Source organism: Halomonas sp. DP3Y7-2 (assembly GCF_019800795.1).
Classification (GTDB): Bacteria; Pseudomonadota; Gammaproteobacteria; order Pseudomonadales; family Halomonadaceae; genus Halomonas; species Halomonas litopenaei_A.
The window spans coordinates 531,189-548,089 of the sequence record NZ_JAHVKJ010000010.1 but is presented as its reverse complement, the minus strand read 5'-3'; the positions used below and the strand labels follow the sequence as shown (position 1 = coordinate 548,089).

General features: G+C 60.8%; 14 protein-coding genes. 3 read left to right on the top strand and 11 right to left on the bottom strand.

What is annotated here, in order from left to right; genetic code table 11:
- Positions 1–67: 67 nt before the first annotated feature.
- The 3 genes from KUV45_RS14815 to xsc all read right to left on the bottom strand — a co-directional run bounded on the left by KUV45_RS14815 (position 68) and on the right by xsc (position 3,867).
- Entirely contained in the window at positions 68–853 is a 786-nt protein-coding gene (locus tag KUV45_RS14815) for a TSUP family transporter (protein WP_206942821.1), read from the bottom strand.
- A 28-nt stretch (positions 854–881) separates the two neighbouring features.
- On the bottom strand, positions 882–1,889 hold the full coding sequence (gene pta / locus KUV45_RS14810; RefSeq protein WP_222161983.1) for a phosphate acetyltransferase: 1,008 nt from the start codon (positions 1,887–1,889) through the stop codon (positions 882–884).
- A gap of 157 nt (positions 1,890–2,046) precedes the next feature.
- Entirely contained in the window at positions 2,047–3,867 is a 1,821-nt protein-coding gene (xsc, locus tag KUV45_RS14805; RefSeq protein WP_224851800.1) for a sulfoacetaldehyde acetyltransferase, read from the bottom strand.
- A 228-nt stretch (positions 3,868–4,095) separates the two neighbouring features.
- Here xsc and KUV45_RS14800 point away from each other — a divergent pair, with 228 nt between their 5' ends.
- Positions 4,096–4,938, top strand: coding sequence for an IclR family transcriptional regulator (locus KUV45_RS14800; protein ID WP_222161982.1), 843 nt, complete (start codon positions 4,096–4,098; stop codon positions 4,936–4,938).
- 84 nt (positions 4,939–5,022) lie between these two features.
- On the opposite strand, the gene KUV45_RS14795 is transcribed toward KUV45_RS14800, so the two are convergent.
- Positions 5,023–5,997 carry a hypothetical protein gene (locus KUV45_RS14795; RefSeq protein WP_222161981.1) on the bottom strand — a complete coding sequence of 325 codons (975 nt, stop codon included), beginning with the start codon at positions 5,995–5,997 and terminating at the stop codon, positions 5,023–5,025.
- A gap of 547 nt (positions 5,998–6,544) precedes the next feature.
- Between KUV45_RS14795 and KUV45_RS14790 the strand changes: the two genes are divergently transcribed.
- Positions 6,545–7,672, top strand: coding sequence for an aminotransferase class V-fold PLP-dependent enzyme (locus tag KUV45_RS14790; RefSeq protein WP_206942829.1), 1,128 nt, complete (start codon positions 6,545–6,547; stop codon positions 7,670–7,672).
- Positions 7,673–7,832: 160 nt separating this feature from the next.
- Here the strand turns inward: KUV45_RS14790 and KUV45_RS14785 are convergent, their stop codons facing one another.
- From KUV45_RS14785 to KUV45_RS14755, 7 genes are all read right to left on the bottom strand, one after another.
- Positions 7,833–8,438 (bottom strand): Yip1 family protein, encoded by a 606-nt coding sequence (locus KUV45_RS14785; RefSeq protein ID WP_206942832.1) that lies wholly within the window; start codon positions 8,436–8,438, stop codon positions 7,833–7,835.
- 260 nt (positions 8,439–8,698) lie between these two features.
- Positions 8,699–9,658 (bottom strand): heme o synthase, encoded by a 960-nt coding sequence (gene cyoE / locus KUV45_RS14780; RefSeq protein ID WP_206942833.1) that lies wholly within the window; start codon positions 9,656–9,658, stop codon positions 8,699–8,701.
- Positions 9,616–9,942, bottom strand: coding sequence for a cytochrome o ubiquinol oxidase subunit IV (cyoD, locus tag KUV45_RS14775; RefSeq protein ID WP_206942834.1), 327 nt, complete (start codon positions 9,940–9,942; stop codon positions 9,616–9,618). Before cyoD ends, cyoE begins: the two co-directional genes overlap by 43 nt.
- A 1-nt stretch (position 9,943) precedes the next feature.
- Positions 9,944–10,573, bottom strand: coding sequence for a cytochrome o ubiquinol oxidase subunit III (gene cyoC / locus KUV45_RS14770; RefSeq protein ID WP_206942836.1), 630 nt, complete (start codon positions 10,571–10,573; stop codon positions 9,944–9,946).
- Positions 10,574–10,575: 2 nt separating this feature from the next.
- Positions 10,576–12,558: a cytochrome o ubiquinol oxidase subunit I gene (gene cyoB / locus KUV45_RS14765; RefSeq protein ID WP_222161980.1), complete on the bottom strand. Its 1,983-nt coding sequence runs from the start codon at positions 12,556–12,558 to the stop codon at positions 10,576–10,578.
- A 3-nt stretch (positions 12,559–12,561) separates the two neighbouring features.
- The gene (cyoA, locus tag KUV45_RS14760; RefSeq protein WP_206942840.1) at positions 12,562–13,551 is read right to left on the bottom strand and encodes a ubiquinol oxidase subunit II; all 990 of its coding nucleotides are present in this window, start codon (positions 13,549–13,551) and stop codon (positions 12,562–12,564) included.
- Between the two features lie 857 nt (positions 13,552–14,408).
- Positions 14,409–15,176 (bottom strand): DeoR/GlpR family DNA-binding transcription regulator, encoded by a 768-nt coding sequence (locus tag KUV45_RS14755; RefSeq protein WP_206942842.1) that lies wholly within the window; start codon positions 15,174–15,176, stop codon positions 14,409–14,411.
- Positions 15,177–15,619: 443 nt separating this feature from the next.
- Between KUV45_RS14755 and KUV45_RS14750 the strand changes: the two genes are divergently transcribed.
- Positions 15,620–16,885: a NupC/NupG family nucleoside CNT transporter gene (locus KUV45_RS14750; RefSeq protein WP_222161979.1), complete on the top strand. Its 1,266-nt coding sequence runs from the start codon at positions 15,620–15,622 to the stop codon at positions 16,883–16,885.
- The last annotated feature ends 16 nt before the right edge of the window (positions 16,886–16,901 follow it).

The following is a 16,901-nucleotide window of genomic DNA, read 5'->3' as shown; positions in this document are numbered from 1 at the left end:
GCCAGCTCCAGATGCATTCGATAGATGTATGGATGCCGTCGGCTCAGGGCAAAGCTCTGGCATCGATTCAGTACTGCCATAGCGCCATGGCGCCATCGATCACCAGCCCAGTGCCGATGATCATCAAGGTCAGCATCGCCACCCGCCGCAGCAGTTCAGCACTGCAGGGTGGTGGATAGCGGCGCCCTGCCCAGGTGGCCAGTGCCGCCGCTGGCAGGGTCCACAGCGCCAGCAGCCACACCTGAGCGTCGAGCCCGCCGCCGGCACCGACATACAGGGTGCGCACCCCGGAGGTCATGGCGAAACACGCGATCAACAGCAGACGAATCGTCTCGCGGGGCAACGGCTGGCGGTAGCAGTGGTAGATGACCGGCGGCCCCGGCATGCCGAACATGCCCCCCAGCAGACCCGTCATCGCACCGCTGACCGCGAAGCCGGCAGGAGCCGAGACCTGTGCGCGCGGACGGGGCCTGAGGCCAACGCTGAGACCTCCGTAAAACACCAGTGCCCCCAGCATCAGCATCAGTAGAGCTTCAGCGCTGACGCTCAGCCAGTTCAGCGCCCACACGCCAAGTCCGATGGACGGTACGATGCCAAGACCCAGCGCCAGCACGTGGCGCCCATCCAGGTGATGCAGTTTGCCAGGTAGCGCCACGGCACTGTTGACCAGGGTAATCAGGCTGACAACGGCCACCAGGGTGGCAACGCTGACAAGTTCCAGACCGCTGGCCACTCCGATGATGATCATGCCGATACCAAAGCCAGCCACGGTATGCAGGTAGCCGGCCAGCAAGGTGATCGATACCACCGCCGCAAGACTGGACAGCGCCATTCCCTCAGGTACCAGTGTCATCTACCCTCCTTGGCCGTCCCCATACCGTTTACGCTACCGACAGGCGCTGGGCCTGGACGGTGGTCACCGCAATGACGTTGACGATATCTTGCTCACTGCAGCCTCGCGACAGGTCGTTGGCAGGCCGCGACAGTCCCTGCAGCAGCGGCCCGATGGCCTCGGCCCCGCCGATGCGTTCCGCCAGCTTGTAGCCGATGTTGCCTGCCTCAAGGTCTGGAAAGATCAGCACATTGGCATTGCCCTTGACCTTGGACTCCGGCAACTTGCGCTCGGCGATCTCCGCCACGATGGCAGCATCGAGCTGCACGTCTTCATCGATGGCCAGGCTCGGGCGCGCCTGCTTGACCCGACGCGCCGCCTCGACAACCTTGTCCACCGCCGCATGATGGGCACTGCCACTGGTAGAAAAGGACAGCATCGCTACCCTGGCCGGCTCATCCAGCAGGGCTTCGGCGCTATCGGCAGCCGCCATGGCGATCTCGGACAGCGCCCCGGCATCCGGGTCCACCACCAAGCCGCAGTCAGAGAAGATCATGCCGCCCTTGAGGCTGTGGAACTCCTTGCACAGCATCATCAAGAAGAAGCTGGATACCAGGGTGGCGCCAGGGGCCATGCCGATCAACTGGATCGCGGCGCGAACCACATCGGCGGTGGTGTGGACGGCACCAGCCACGCTGCCGTCGGCAAGCCCGGCGCGCACCATCAGGTTGGCAAAGATCAACGGATCCCGCGCCCGTGTGGCGGCATCCTCAGGGGTCATGCCCTTCGCCCCTCGCAGCTCCAGCAGTAGCGCCACCAGGCGCTCGGTGTGCTCGGAATCCGCGGGGTCAATCAGCTCTATCGCACCCAGCTCAAGCCCTTCGGCTTCGGCCCGGGACTGGATGACCTTATGCTCGCCCACCAGCTGAATGCGCGCGTAGCCTGCTGCGCTCGCTGTCAGGGCGGCCCTCAGCACTCGGGGGTCATCGCCTTCGCACAGGACGATGCGTTTCGGGTCCTGCCGGGCCATCTCACGAATATGGTTCAGCGCTTTCATCGCAACCGCTCTCCCAGGGGTAAAGGGGTCGACAGACTCGGTCGTGGCGCATCACGAACATGAAAAAAAGCCCTGGCACCAGGCCAGGGCAATGTCGTCATACCGGACGAGAGAGTCTTGCTTGGCGATCAGACTCCAGGGTCCGCCGCCCCCGGTATCAGACGTAGTCCTGGTACTTCTCGAGCAGACGGACCGGCTTCTTCAAGGCGTCGCGGCGGAAGGGGTCGCCCAGCTCGCGGGTACACATGATCTCGATGATGCAGGTCTTGCCTTCATTCATCTGCATGTCGACCGCTTTCTTCAGGGCCGGGCCTACATCTTCCAGGCGATCCACGGTGATACCCTCGGCGCCCATGGCGCGGCCGATCTCGGCAAAGCTCTCGTTGTCGAGCTCCCCAGCGACAAAGCGACGGTTATAGAAGTCGACCTGGTTCTTCTTCTCGGCACCCCACTGGCGGTTGTGGAACACCACGGCGGTCACCGGAATACCGTGACGCACGGCGGTCATGGTTTCCATCAGGCTCATGCCCCAGGCGCCGTCACCGGCGTAGGCAATGGCCGGACGATGAGGCGCAGCGGTCTTGGCTCCGATGATAGTGGGCAGCGCATAGCCGCAGTTACCAAAACTCATGGGGGCAAAGAAGCTGCGTGGCTTCTCGAAGCGCAGGTAGCTGTGGGCCACCGAATTGATGTTGCCGATATCGGTGGAGACCATGACATCTTCCGGCATGGCCTTTTCCAGCTCACGCAGGACCTGACGCGGATGCAGATACTCGCCGCCAGAGAAAGGCTTCTCGTCCTTGGCTTCTTCGATGGCATCCAGGCTGAACGGATCACGCTCGTGGGTCCACTCGTCGAGCTCTTTCTCCCAGGCTTCCTTCTCGGCCTTGATCTTGGCCAGGCGCTCGTCCTTGGACGCATCGCAGGCCAGGTTGCGGCCTTCAAGGCGCTGGCTCAGCTCGATGGCGGCAGCCTTGGCATCGCCGCAAATGCCCACGGAGATCTTCTTCACCAGCCCCAGCATCTTGTGATCGGCATCGACCTGAATGATCTTGGCGTCTTTGGGCCAGTAGTCCATGCCATGCTGCGGCAAGGTGCCGAACGGGCCAAGGCGAGTGCCGAGGGCCAGCACCACGTCAGCCTGGGAGATCAGCTTCATGCCTGCCTTGGAGCCCTGATACCCGAGCGGACCACACCACTGCGGATGACTGGCCGGGAAGGAGTCGTTGTGCTGGTAGCTGTTGACCACCGGTGCACCGAGACGCTCGGCCAGGGCCTTGCACTGTTCCACCGCGTCGGCCATGACCACACCGCCACCGGAGACGATTACCGGGAACTTGGCCTCGGCCAGCAGTGCAGCCGCCTCGTCCAGCGACTGGGCGCCACCGGGACCGCGATCGATACGCCGGGGCTCGGGAATCTCGGCTTCGATCTCGCCATAGAAATAGTCCCGCGGAATATTCAGCTGGGTCGGGCCAATTTCGGCCATGGCGCGATCGAAGCAGCGACCGGTGTACTCGGCCATGCGCGCAGGATGGGTCACATGGCCCTGGTACTTGGTGAACTCCTGGAACATCGGCAACTGGTTGCACTCCTGGAATCCGCCCAGGCCGATACCGGTGGTGCCGGTTTCCGGGGTGATCATGACCACCGGGCTATGGGCCCAGTAAGCCGCCGCGATGCCCGTCACACAGTTGGAAATACCGGGACCGTTCTGGCCGATGACCACGCCGTGGCGTCCAGAAACGCGAGCATAGCCGTCAGCCATATGGGCGGCACCCTGCTCGTGCACCACCGGAATCAGTCGGATCCCGGCCGGGGCAAAGATATCCATGGCGTCCATGAAGGCCGAGCCCATGATGCCGAACATGTCGGTCACGTCGTTGGCAACGAGGGTTTCGACGAAGGCTTCCGAGGGCGTCATCTTCTGCTTGCCCTTCACAACCTGGCGGTTTTGGGTGTTGTCGTTGTGACTCATGGAGCTCCTCCAGGGAACAGAATGGGTGCTGGCGGCCTTGGCGGCCTGTGTCTTGGCTTGAGGCTCTGGATAGCCAAATCAAGCTTTTCGATACGATAAGTTCCGTTTTCTAGAACTTGAGGCAAAGGTAGCCGCCGAGTGGTGAGGAGTCAACACGAATTTCAAAAAACGGTACGAATTGCGTTCTTTTCAGAAACAGATAAACTTCACGGCATAGGGAGGCCTGCCATGACCACACTCGGCGCCGACACGCGCATCATTGAAGGCGATACCCCGGCTCAGCGCCTGCTGGCACTGCTCGAGGTCATCGCGGAGAAAGACCAGTACTTCACTCTGCAAAGCCTGGTAGATGAAACAGGACTGCCCAAGCCGACGCTGCATCGCATGCTTCAGCAGCTGGAGAACTCCGGCATGTTGCAGCGGGAGGCAGACAACCGTCACTACAGCAAGGGCTCTCGCCTACGCCGTCTGGCCGAAACGCTGCTGCTGAACGACACGGTCCAGGGGGCACGCCACGGGGTGCTGGCCGAGCTGGTAAGGGAGGTGGGAGAAAGCTGTAACATCACCGCCTTGTCCGGCAGCGAGGTGCTCTACCTGGATCGCGTCGAGACCTCTGCACCGCTGCGTTTCTACCTGCATCCAGGTTCACGGGTGCCGGCCCACTGCTCTGCCAGCGGCAAGCTGTTTCTGGCCCAGATGGGCGCATCCCAGCGACGGCGTCTGCTGGCCGATGCCACCCTGGAGGCCTTCACCCGCAACACCCTGACGGACATCGATGCCATCGAAGCCGAAATCGAACAGGTCAAGCGTGACGGCTACGCCTTCGATGATGAGGAGTTTCTTCCAGGTCTGCTGTGCATCGCGGTGCTTGCCCCGAATCCGGCCGGGGTCTCCAATGTGGGACTGGCCATTCAGGCCCCGGTCATGCGTATGGACCGCCAGCGTGCTCTGGACTGCCTTCCCGCCCTAGAGCGCGCCGCCGCCGCCATTGCCCGCATCAATCAGGGCGCCTTGCCGGAGTCGGACGCCACCGGCGAGGACACCACAGAGCACCGACAACCGATAGCCTGATGGTGAGCGAAGTCGGCTTTGGACAAGCCCGCCAGCAAGACGCTGGACACCCTAGATGGTGCCCAGCGTTGTGGGGCTAAGGCGTCAGTTGAAGAAGAAACTGACACAGCGAACAAAGCTGCTGCCGCCGCCGGTCACGCAGCGATGGCGAATCCAGCGATCGCGCTTGGACAAGCCTTCGTAACGGGTCCACTGCCAGTACCCTGAAGCAAGATGCCAGGTATGCAAGTGCCTCCAGTTGCCGAAGGCATTCTTGTAATAGTGCAGGGTGGCTGCCGGTCCGTGGCATGCGCTGGTGACGCCGACAGAGTTGCGGCGCTTGTGATTGGAAGTCCAGCGATCCCGGTGATAGTAATGGGCAGCGGGATCGCACCACCACCAGGTATTACTGGGAAACGACACCGTTTCGCGGTTGTGGTTGCGAAACAGGTCATAGCCATCCCCGGGCACGCAGTAGGCCTGCCCGGGGCCGCCCCCCGAGGAGGGGCCGGCCCGGGCGATGTCCGGCGCAATCCCCAGTTCATCCAGGTCCACCTCGATGGCGTCCTCGACCCTCTCCACCGTGCGATGCTTGAACGCCTTGCGCTCTACCGCAGGATTCAGCTCCAGCAGCATGTCGGGTACCGGGGCATCCTTGGGGGCAAGTCGCAGATAAAGTTCCAGGGCCGTCACGTCCCTCTCGGCAGCGAAGGTCGCGCCGGTGGCACGGTCGAGCTGTCCCAGCTCGCGCATGCCTACTTCAGGTTCCTTGCTGTCACCGCGCACCCCGACAAACTCGATGGTGTTGCCGTTACTCAGCTCGACACGAGCCAGCGGCATGACGTCGGGTGATGCGCCGACCAGCGGCGCTCCGTCAGGTCCCAGCCCTGCGGCCGCCAGATCTTCAGGCGGCGTTGCTCCCTGCAGGCCCTGTTCGCCCGACGATGTCTGCTCGCCCATCTTGGCCAGCAGCCTTGTCGCCTGCTCAGGGTTTCGCCGTCCCCACTCCACCCATTGTCGTTCCAGCGCCTCCCACGACGGATCGCCATGGTCACAGGCGCATGTCAGTGTCTCGTTCATGATCGACATCCTCGATCTGATGCGTCCACTTCATCGGCATCGTCATGCTTTTCAGCGGTGCCGACGATCCTGGTCTTGCGCAGGCCAAAGGAGGAATACGCACCAAGCGAAAAGGACGAGCTCTTCGGGCCATCGCCATCGCAATGTGGGTGACGCTTGTGGGGCCGCCGCTGGACTCACGCTCATTCCCGCTCAACCCCGCTCATCCCCCTCCACGGCCTCATTGAGCATGATCAAAGTTTGCTTTGGTCGCCAGCCGCACCCTGCCCAGTGCCCGGCCCCGAACGGCGAAGCAGCTGATAACTGGACGGAAATCCCTGCTAGACCGATAGGCAGAATAAAAAGCACGGGATGGAATAACCGTGCCTGAATCACTGCGCACGGTCGGTCGCCATGGGCCTCTGTGGTGCCTGTGGCCACTGGTCGTCGACCCGCTTTGACCGTATGCTGTGAAGAATAATGAGCACCGGAGCATCGTCGACCGGTGCCGCTACCGCGGGCTCCCTGCGCCCCGGCTTGTTCAACGCCCACTCAAAGGATGTGCCTCATGCCTGGCCTGCTCCCAGACGTCGATCCCGATGGCCTGCTGGAATTTTCCGTGGTCTACACCGACCGCGCCCTGAACCATATGTCGCAGAGTTTTCAAGGCGTGATGCGCGACATCTCGACCACCTTGAAACAGGTATACAACGCGCATAGCGCCGTGATTGTGCCCGGTAGCGGGACCTTCGGCATGGAAGCGGTGGCACGCCAGTTTGCCCAGAACCGCAGCGCTCTGGTGCTCCGCAATGGCTGGTTCAGCTATCGCTGGCATCAGATCCTGGAGATGGGCAACATCCCGGCAGAGCTCAACGTGCAAAAGGCCCGCCGCCTCGACGACAACGACCCTACCTCACCGTTTGCACCGGCCCCGATCGAAGATGTCGAGCAAGCCATCGAGCGGATGCAGCCCGATATCGTCTTCGCACCACACGTGGAAACATCATCAGGCATGATCCTGCCGGATGACTACATTCGACGCGTCGCCGACGCGGTGCACGCCTACGGCGGCCTGATGGTGCTGGACTGCATCGCCTCTGGAACGGTGTGGGTGGATATGGAAGCCACCGGGGTCGACCTGCTCATCAGCGCGCCTCAAAAGGGCTGGAGTGGCTCCCCCTGCTGCGCCATGGTCATGCTCTCTGCCCAGGCGCGGGAAATCATCGAGGAGACCCAGAGCACCAGCTTTGCGGCAGACCTGAAGAAATGGCTGACCATCATGGAGGCCTACGAAAAAGGCGGCCATGCCTACCACGCCACCATGCCGACGGACAGCCTGCGAGGCCTGCGCGAGATCATGCGCGAGACCGACGCCTATGGCTACGACAAGGTCAAGCAAGAACAGTGGGCCCTGGGCAAGAGCGTTCGCGCGCTGCTGGCCGAGTATGGTTTCAAGAGTGTTGCTGCCAACGGCTTCGAGGCTCCCGGCGTCGTCGTCTGCTATCACGATGACCCGGCCCTGGTCAGTAAATTTGCCGGCGCTGGCCTTCAGGTAGCGGCTGGCGTGCCTCTGATGTGCGATGAAGGCGACGACTTCCAGACCTTCCGTATCGGCCTGTTTGGCCTCGACAAGCTGCACCGGCCCGAGCGCAGCATCGCCAGCCTGCGGCAGGCCCTCGACAGCATCAAGGGATAGGGCTTGGCCCACGGGTCAGCCATCGCTCATCTTTTGGCTTTCCCGACAGGACAACGCAAGAGGGCAACGTAATAGGGCAACGCAAGAGGGCGACGCCGCCGCGTCGCCCTCTTGATGCTGCTCTCTATTGTGCTCACTGCGGTCTTGCACGGGTCGACTCTCAGCCGATCAACGACAGGATGATGCGCTCGCCGTAGCCCCACAGCAGTACTGTCATGCCAAGCAGCGCTTCCAGCACCAGCACACCGACGGCGAGGGTGGTGCTCGAGACCACGAAGCCTTCCTTCCGGCTGATGTCGAGAAAGGAGGGAATCCCCAGATACAGCAGATAGGCGGTGTAACACAGGCCAATCACCCCGGCCAACAGACACAGCCAGATGATCGGATAGACCGCGACGATACCGCTCAGGAACATCGGTGTCGCCACATAGCCGGCAAAGATGATGCACTGGCTTTGGCTTGGGGTCTTGGGAAAGCGCTTGGCCGAGTAGCGTATCGTCTTGCCGACGATGTACACCGCCGCCAGTATCACGATGTAGAACGCGATACCCGCCCCCAACGCATCCAGGTAACTGAGCTTGATGGTGGTACCACCTCCAAGACTCCAACCCACCTGCGTCGTACCAATGTACGAACAGATCACCGGTATGGCGGCCAGCAACAGGACGTGATGCGCATACAGATGCGTTATCGTCTCCCTCTCTTCTTTGATCTGTCTCCATTCGCGATTCGGATGGGCCATCAATCCCCAGACATGTGTCAGCATACTGACTCCCCCCTGCTACCGCTGAAATGAGCCCCGGCATCGGTGCTCGATCCACGGGTCTCCGTTGTCCATAACTTGCAGTATAGAACCGAATTTTCGGTTCGCTACCCGATCAACGGTACATCCTGTACACATACTGTACAAGTTGTGGCTAATATTTTTCTTCTTCCATCAACGACAATGCCCCGCATCACTGATGTGATGCGGGGCATTGAGACGTACATAAGGACCGGTGTCAGCCCTTGGCTCAGAGGATCGCTCTAGCCAGCCAGCGAGGTCCACATGGGCGTGCTGGGCATCAGCGTGGCGTCCAGTGACATCATCAGACTCAGCGCCGTGATGGTCAGGATCGAGATGCCGAACACCTGCCTGGCCCAGCGCACGTTGTCGTCCGTGCGGTAGCCCTTGGCCGCGATGTACAGCCAATAGACCCCCAGCACCAGTGCCACGATGAAGTAGCCAGGCCCGGCATAGCCGGCAAGACTCAACGACAGCGCCGCGCCGATGAACGCCAGGATATAGCCAAGAATGTGGTGCTTGGCTGTACCGATACCGCGAACTACCGGCAGTACCGGAATATTGGCCGCCTTGTAGTCTTCCATGCGGAAGATCGCAATCGCATAGGAATGCGGCATCTGCCACAGGCTGAAGATCACCAGCAGCGTCAGGGCGCCGGTATCGAAGCTACCGGTCACAGCGCAGTAGCCCACGACCGGTGGTACGGCCCCGGACAGGCTGCCGACCAGGGTGCCGAATTCCGAATTACGCTTCATGTAGAGGCTGTACGCTCCTACATAGATAACGAAGCCGAAAGCGGCAAGACCGACCGTCAGCGCATTGGTCCCCAACGCCAGCAGGCCGAACCCGGCCAGACCCAGCAAGGTGGCAAAACGCAGCGTGGCCGCCTCGCTCACCCGCCCCTGAACCAGGGGTCGGGTGCGGGTGCGCTCCATCAAGGCGTCGATGTCCTTGTCGATAACGTTGTTGTAGGCACAGCCCGAGGCAATGACCAGGGCCAGGCCCAGCAACGCTGACAGAAACACCACCACATCGAACTGGCCCTGGGCGGCCAGGAAGTAGCCGCCCAGTACCGAGATCACGTTGCCGCCGATAATGCCCGGCTTGGTGATCGTGAGGTAGTCCTTAAGAGTGTCCCTGAACATCATGGGTGTCGGCGTCAGCCGATCATCATGTTGTGATGCAGGTGGTACATGATCCATAGGGAACCTCCGATGACCAGAACCAGGATCGCCACGGTGAAGACGAAGGACATGAAGTTCCAGCCTTCATCGGCCTTGGTGTTCATGTGCATGAACAGCACGAGCTGCACCAGCACCTGAGCCACCGCGGTACCGACGATCAGGATCAGGGTCGCCCCGGTGTCGAAAGCACCGGTCATCACCGCCCCGAAGGGGATGATAGTCAGCACGATGGACAGGATCAGGCCAATCACATAGGACTTGACGCTGCCATGGCTGTGATGGTCGTTGGCGTGTCCGCTCATATCACAGGACTCCCATCAGGTAGACGAAGGAGAAGACGCAGATCCAGACGATATCCAGGAAGTGCCAGAACAGGCTCAAGCACATGATGCGCGGGCGCACCATATCGTCGAGACCGCGCTGCTTCACCTGAATCAGCATCACCAGAATCCAGATCAGACCAAAGGTCACGTGCAGACCGTGGGTACCGACCAGGGTGAAGAAGGCGGACAGGAAGCCCGACCGATCAGGACCGTAGCCGATATGGATCAGGTGAGCGAACTCGTAGATCTCCATGCCTACGAAGGCCGCGCCCAGCAGGAAGGTGATCCCCAGCCACTTCAGCACTTTCTGGGTCTGGTTGGCGTTCATGGCCAGTACGGCCATGCCGTACGTGAAGCTCGAGAACAGCAGCAGGAAGGTCTCGACCAGAATGAACGGGAGTTCGAAGATCTCGCCCGGCGTCGGACCATCCGCCGTGCCCCGAAGGAGCACGGCATAAGTGGCGAACAGTGATCCGAAGATCACCAGGTCGCTCATCAGGTAGACCCAGAAACCGAAGACCTTGGTGCCCGCGGCATCGTGATGATCGTGGTCGTGATCATGGTCATGCCCGGAGGCATGACCTTGCTGATTGAGTGTATCGGTAGCCATGGTTATGCCTGCATCTCCACACGGTTCTGGTGTTCGCGCTCAATACGCTCGACTTCCGCAGCGGGCACGTAATAGTCGACGTCAGTGTTGAAGACACGCGCGATGAAGGTAGCGAACATGCCCAGTGCGGCCACGATGGCCAGCCACCAGATATGCCACACCAGAGCGAAGCCGAAGACCGCGGAAATCAGACCGATCACCGGACCTTCCCAGGTGTACTTGGGCATGTGAATGTCCTTGTACGGCCCTTTGGACACGCCAGCCTTGCCACCGTTGGCCTGCTTCTGGTTCCAGAAGTCATCGATGTCCTTGATCTCCGGCAGATGCGCGAAGTTGTAGAACGGCGCCGGAGAGGAAGTTGCCCACTCCAGGGTACGCGCGTCCCAAGGATCCCCGGTGACGTCCTGGTTCTTCTTGCGATCACGGATGCTGACGTAGAACTGGATCACGGTGCAGGCAATGCCACACAGGATCAGCACGGCGCCGACCCAGGCAATGATCATCCAGGGCTGCCAGGCACCATTGTCATAGGACTGCATGCGACGCACGGCGCCGAAGAAGCTCAGCACGTACAGCGGCATGAAGGCGACATAGAAGCCGGTAATCCAGAACCAGAAGGAGCGCTTGCCCCACTTCTCGTCGAGCATGAAGCCGAAGGCCTTCGGGAACCAGTAGGTCAGACCCGCCAGCATCCCGAACACCACGCCACCGATGATGACGTTGTGGAAGTGCGCGATAACGAACAGGCTGTTGTGCAGCACAAAGTTGGCCGCAGGCACCGACAGCATCACACCGGTCATGCCACCCAGGGTAAAGGTGATGATGAAGCCGATGGTCCACAGCACCGGGGAGGTGAACTCCAGGCGACCGCGGTACATGGTGAACAGCCAGTTGAACACCTTCACCCCTGTGGGGATGGCGATGATCATCGTCATGATGCCAAAGAAGGCGTTGACGTTGGCCCCTGCTCCCATGGTGAAGAAGTGGTGCAGCCAAACGATGAACGACAGGAAGGTGATGGCGATGGTTGCCCACACCATGGTGCCGTATCCAAACAGACGCTTGCGCGCAAAGGTCGCGATCACCTCGGAGAACACACCGAAGGCCGGCAGGATAAGGATGTACACCTCAGGATGGCCCCAGGCCCAGATGAGGTTGACGTACATCATCATGTTGCCGCCAAAGTCGTTCGTGAAGAAGTGCGTCCCCAGGTAACGATCCAGCGTCAGCATCGCGATGGTGGCGGTCAGAATCGGGAAAGACGCGATGATCAGCACGTTGGCGCACAGCGACGTCCAGGTGAAGATGGGCATACGGAACAGGGTCATGCCCTTGGTACGCATCTTCAGGATGGTGACGAAGAAGTTGATGCCCGTCAGGGTCGTGCCGATCCCGGATATCTGCAATGCCCATATCCAGTAATCCACGCCGACGCTTGGACTGTACTCTATCCCCGATAATGGCGCGTAGGCCAACCACCCGGTCGCGGCAAACTCACCCACCACCAGCGATACGTTGACCAGAATGACGCCGGCAACGAACAGCCAGAAGCTGAGGTTGTTCAGGAACGGGAAGGCCACGTCGCGAGCACCGATCTGCAGCGGCACCACCAGGTTCATCAGGCCGATGACCATGGGCATGGCGACGAAGAAGATCATGATCACACCATGCGCGGTGAAGATCTGATCATAGTGGTGAGGCGGTAGATACCCCTCGGCCCCGGCAGATGCCATGGCCAGCTGGGTCCGCATCATGATGGCGTCGGCGAAGCCGCGAATCAGCATCACCAGGGCCACCAGGAAATACATGATGCCCAGTTTCTTGTGGTCGACGGAGGTGATCCATTCGCGCCACAGATAGCCCCACTTCTTGAAGTAGGTCAGACCGCCCACGACGGCAATGCCGCCCAGAGCAATACCGATCGCCACCACCATGATGATGGGTTCCTGGATCGGAATCGAATCTAACGTCAGTTTTCCAAACATGATTTACTCCGCTGCCTCCGCGCTGCTGGACTCACCATGCGACTCGCCATGGGACTCGTCCTCATCGCCGTGACCACCTGCGCCATGACCATGAACAACGCCGCCGTAGGTCTCGACGAACTCGGCGTGCTTGCCGCCCGCCAGGAAGCTCTTGATGATGCGCTCGTAGAGCGCCGGGGTGATCTCGGAGAAGTACTCGACCTCGTTGTCCTCGCTGGGCGTGGCCAGGTCGTAGTATTCCTCTGGGAAGGTCAGCGTCTGAGAGGATGAACGTACCTTCTCGACCCACTCCTCGAAGTCTGCTTCAGAGCCCACGTGGGCATCGAAGGTCATCCCGGAGAAACCTGCACCACTGTAGTTGGTGGAGCGGCCGGGGTAGACGCCCTGCTCTTCGGCGATCAGGTGGACATCGTTATCCATACCCGCCATGGCATAGATCTGACTGCCCAGGCGCGGAATGAAGAAGGCATTCATCACCGAACCTGACGTCACCCGGAAGCGCACGGGGGTATCTTCGGGGAAGGCCAGCTCATTGACCGTGGCAATGCCCTGCTCCGGATAGATGAACAGCCATTTCCAGTCCAGCGATACTGCCTGGATTTCCATGGGTTCATTCTGACCTTCCTTGGCCTCGAGGGTCTTGTGCGGGTCGAGGCTATGGGAGGTGTACCAGGTCAGCAGCGCCAGGAAGACGATGATGACGCAGGGAATAAACCAGACGATGGCTTCAATCTTGGTGGAATGAGCCCAGTCCGGTGAATAGGTGGCATCGGTATTGCCACGGCGGTAACGCCAGGCAAACCAAAGAGTGAGTACGATGACCGGAATCACCACGATCTGCATCAGACCGAAGGCGGTGAGGATCAAGGTACGCTGTTCACGGCCGATCTCCCCTTTCGGGTCGAGCAGCGCCGACTCACAGCCCGCCAACAGCAGGGGCAGCGCCAGCAACAGCACTAGGCCGAGCACGCGCAGGTACGACTTTCTTCTCATGTAGCAACCTCGTCAGGGCGGCGGAAGACCATAGGTAGCGAGCCCAGGCTCGCAGGACATGCAGGCCCGACGAGGAGAGACATTGCATGCATCTTTCACAAAAGCTGCATGAAATGTGCCGATCCGCAATCGAAACCCGCAGAAACTCGCGCTCCCCACTCATCCGAGTACCACGACACGAGATCGTTACGAGGACAAAAAAGGAGATGGAACGCGACCGGTGCGTATTGTCGACAGCAGAGCCCGACTTGAGAAGCGACGATTTGCCGCAGGGTGTCGCACCTTTCCTTGATGCAGTTCAGGGTCATGTCTCGAGGCCACGGCCTTCGGGCCATAGCCTTGACGAAGATCACAGAGGATGCGACCTCACGTCACAGGCCTCAAAGTGCCCGCGTAGGAAGGCGAGAGAGAACGCGCGCAAGCAGGCGAGAGAGAAGGCGAGTAAGAAGCCGAAAGCCAAGGCCAGCGAGGGCGAGAGAGAAAGGCTGCAACGAAGACCAACGCGCGTGACCGCAAGGTGCCGTGCAAGTGACAGCGGAAAGGCGTTAATGGTTCCACCACGGCGGACAGCTGTCATCAGGGAGGCCATCTGACGGGACCCGCTGTCCGATGCCCTTTGGCCCTGACTCTTACCTCTGCCTTTAACCCTACCTTTCCCCCTACCCTTACCCTCACTCTTGCACTCGCACTCGCACTCGTACTTGGTACTGGGTACTGGGTACTGGGTACTGGGTACTGGGTACTTGCCGAGTGCCACCTGCGGCACACTAAGCCGGCAACTACCAGTCCCAAGACTGGCGGCAGCGGGTGCCGTTGGCTGACAAAGCCGTCGACGCTGCGTGGTGGAGCATGGGGGATCAGCGCGGGCTGTCGACTCGCGCCGCGATCTCCGGGGATGCCGACGCTGCGGCAGCAGCTTCCCCGTGGGTGACGATGATATCGGCATCGGACAACGTCCCGAAGAAAGCCGGGCGCAGAACGCCCCACTTGCTGTCATCGAACACTAGAATGCGCTGGGCCGCCGTCTCGATGGCCGCCTGCTTGGGAATGATTTCATGAAAGTGAAAGCAGCTGAGCCCCCGCTCGAGGTGCACGCCGGCGGCCGACAGAAAGGCGCGATTGATGCCTAGGCTGCGTATCTGGCGGGCCACATCCTCACCATCGAAGGATTGCGAGACGCCCTGATAGAGCCCTCCCAGCAGAATCAGCCTGACGCTGTCGAGGTGGCTGACCGCGTTGGCCACGTTCAAGGCATAGGTGACCACGGTCAGATGGCGGCGTTGCCCCAGCTCGGCCACCATAGGTACCAAGGTGGTGCCACAGTCAATAAACAGGGTATCGCCATCCTGGACGTAGCTGCTGGCACGCTGGCACAGCCGGGTCTTGATATCGACACCGCGATCCCGCTGGGTCTCCAGGTCGTATACGGGAGAGAAGTGCGGATCGTCACGACGCACCAGGTGCCCGCCCATCAACATCAAGGGGCTGCCCTTGGAGGAGACGTCTCGACGCAACGTCATTTCCGAAACGCCACACAGCATGGCCGCATCGGCCAAGCGAAGGCTTCCACCGCCAGCCAGCGCCTGCAGCAAGCGCTCCTGCCGTTGCACACTTCGTTGATTCATTACGTTTGCCCCCGCGCGGACCGTCATCGTGCCCTTCTGTTATGGTTTTTCAATAAGCATGCACTGAACTACAGGGTTCAGCCAGCGATCGGCGTTGAAGAAAACGCCACTGCACAAATGTTAATTTTCTCACATTAAATGTTAACATGATCCCATTGACAGCCAGATCGCTGCAGCGGCGCCTGGCCAATCCATCATCATGCATCGCGAACTTCTGGACTCAGGTGCGGCAAGCGGTGACCCAGGTCATTTCTTCGCCGCCATGGCAATGGCATGCCAGGGCCCTTCAGGGTACTCATGACCTGCATCTGTCTCAGCGGCAAACCCACGCCCGTGACGGCCGGTGCGATGATCTACTCTCTATGGAAGGCTCGAGAGTTAGGACAACGACCGCTCCTTTCCATCGCGCTGTCCAAGTCACATTTTCCAAGGCGTAAACACCTATGACATTGCTCATGAGCCTGGTCGGCATGGTCACGCTGATTGCCATCGCCATTGCGTTCTCCCACAACCGTCGTGCCATCCGGCTGAGAACCGTCGGTGGCGCTTTCCTTATCCAGGCAGGCCTCGGTGCCTTCGTGCTATATGTCCCTGTGGGTCAGAAGGTGCTGAAGACGGTATCCGACGCCGTTAGCCAGGTGGTGTTGTACGCCAATGACGGCATCGCCTTCCTGTTCGGCGGGCTCGCCAACGTGGACAGCGTGGGCTTCGTCTTCGCGGTCAAGGTGCTGCCGGTCATCATCTTCTTCTCGTCATTGACCGCGGTTCTCTACTATCTCGGCATCATGCAGTGGGTCGTCCGGCTACTGGGCGGTGCGCTGCAGAAGCTCTTGGGCACCTCACGCACTGAATCGCTGTCCGCTACCGCCAATATCTTTGTCGGCCAGACGGAAGCGCCGCTGGTGGTCCGCCCCTTCATTGCCCACATGACAACGTCTCAGCTGTTTGCCGTCATGTGCGGTGGACTGGCCTCGGTCGCGGGCTCCGTGCTCGCCGGCTATGCCGCGCTTGGCATTCCAATGGAATACCTGGTGGCCGCCTCCTTCATGGCGGCCCCAGGCGGCCTGCTGTTTGCCAAGCTGATCATGCCCGAGACAGATCCCAATGCGGACAAGGCGGACAGCGTGTCCGACGTCATCGAAGAAGACGACAAGCCCGCCAACGTGCTTGACGCTGCTGCCGGTGGTGCCTCGTCCGGCTTGCAGCTGGCCGCCAACGTGGGGGCCATGCTGCTGGCCTTCATCGGCTTGATTGCCCTGCTCAACGGCATCCTGGGTGGTGTCGGTGGCTGGTTCGGGATGAGCAGTCTGAGCCTCGAGATGATCCTTGGCTGGCTGTTCTCTCCGCTGGCCTTCCTGCTGGGAATTCCCTGGGAGGAAGCGACGCTGGCAGGCTCCTTCATCGGCCAGAAGCTGGTGGTCAACGAGTTCGTTGCCTTCATCAACCTCGCGCCATACATCGACGGCGAGCAAATGGTCGCTGCCACCGGCGAGGCCATGAGTGCCCACACGGCGGCGGTACTGTCCTTCGCCTTGTGTGGTTTCGCCAACCTGTCCTCCATCGCCATTCTGCTAGGGGGCCTGGGCAGCATCGCGCCCCGTCGGCGGCACGATATCGCCCGCCTGGGCCTGAAGGCCGTCCTCGCCGGCACCCTCTCCAACCTGATGTCGGCCTGCATCGCCGGCTTCTTCATGACGTTGGGCGCCTGACGCCTGACGGATCCTC